2 protein-coding genes are annotated in these 1,402 nt (G+C 68.9%); both read right to left on the bottom strand.

Annotated features, from left to right (window positions below; translation table 11 throughout):
- On the bottom strand, nt 1-416 hold a 416-nt coding region (locus tag ACI2L1_RS45200), incomplete at its 3' end, for a DUF475 domain-containing protein (protein WP_404745302.1).
- A gap of 157 nt (nt 417-573) precedes the next feature.
- Nucleotides 574-1,402, bottom strand: an 829-nt coding sequence (locus tag ACI2L1_RS45195) for a PP2C family protein-serine/threonine phosphatase (RefSeq protein ID WP_404745301.1), incomplete at its 5' end; no start/stop codon positions are given.

Below are 1,402 nucleotides of genomic sequence, written 5' to 3'. Positions count from 1 at the left end.
CGGTCCTCGAAGATGAAGTCCAGGAAGATCATCAGCAGGAACATGCCACCGAACGCGGCGATCGCCGGGTGCGCGTCGGTCACCAGCTCCTGGTAGCGGTCCTTGTCGGTCACGGCCAGCTGCACCGCGTCGTACGGGTTGAGCTTCGCGGTGATCGCGACGATCACGACCGGGAAGACCAGCCGCATCCCGAAGACGGCGATCAGGACGCCGACAGTGAGGAAGATCTTCTGCCAGAAGGCGTTCATCTTCTTCAGGACTCCCGCGTTGACCACAGCGTTGTCGAACGACAGGGAGATCTCCAGTACGGCCAGGATCGCCACGATGCCGAACGCGGCCCAGCCGTCGTACAGCACTCCTGCGGCCAGGCCGAGCGCGGTGACGGCGAACGCCCAGCGGAAGGTCTTCAGAATCACTGGCACCAAGTCCTGTTGTCGGGCGGTCGCCGGGGACGGGGACGGGCTCAAGTCGCCCGTGGCGTCATGGGCGTTGTCTATCACGGCCGTCCGTCGCCGAGGTGACTCAGGGGGCCGAGGTCGGCGCCCTGCCGAGGCCCCGGCCCGGCGGTCCGGGTCACGTCCCGGTGGGTGTTCGCACAGCGAGGAGGGCGACGTCGTCGTCGTTGGTGACGTGTCTGACTCTGCGCAGCAGCTGGTCGGTGAAGGAGGTCAGAGGGCGGTGGGCGAGGGCGGCGGCGTGTCGGCGCAGCCGTTGCAGGCCCTCGTCGAGGGCGTGACCCGGTGCCTCGATCAGGCCGTCGGTGTACAGCAGCAGGGTGGATCCGGGCGGCAGTGAGGCGGTCGCGACGGTGCGAGGTGTGCGGACCCCGGTTCCCAGGAGGATGCCGTGGCCGTCGGTGAGGTACTCGGCCAGGCCGTCGTGACGGATCAGCAGGGGCGGCGGATGTCCGGCGTTGGTCCAGGACAGTTCCCAGTGGCCGTCGTCCGTCGCCTCGACCCGGGCGAGGATCATGGTGGCCATGGTGACGTCGGTGATGTGCAGGAGCGCCTCGTCGAGCCGGTCGACGATCCGGCTCGGCGGTTCCTGGTGGGCCCAGGCGTAGGCACGGAGCATGTTGCGCAGCTGTGCCATGCCGGCTGCGGCCTCCAGATCGTGCCCCACGACGTCTCCGACCGCCAGTGCGGTGGCGCCGTCGGACAGGGAGAAGGCGTCGTACCAGTCGCCGCCGACCTGTGAGGCATCGGGGGCGGGCAGATAGCGGGCCGTCATCTGCAGCCCGGGGACGCGCGGCATCTGCGGCAGCAGGTGGTTCTGCATGGTCTCGGCCACCTTGCGCTGACGCTGGTAGAGGCGCGCGTTGTCCAGGGCCAGACCGGCTCGGCGGGCGATGTCCTCGATGAGGGGGAGATCGGCGGTGGTGAAGTCCGTCGGATCCTTGGCG

The organism is Streptomyces sp. NPDC019531 (assembly GCF_044903305.1).
Lineage (GTDB): Bacteria > Actinomycetota > Actinomycetes > Streptomycetales > Streptomycetaceae > Streptomyces.
The sequence above is the reverse complement of the archived record's forward strand: the minus strand, read 5'-3'. Positions and strand labels throughout refer to the sequence as shown.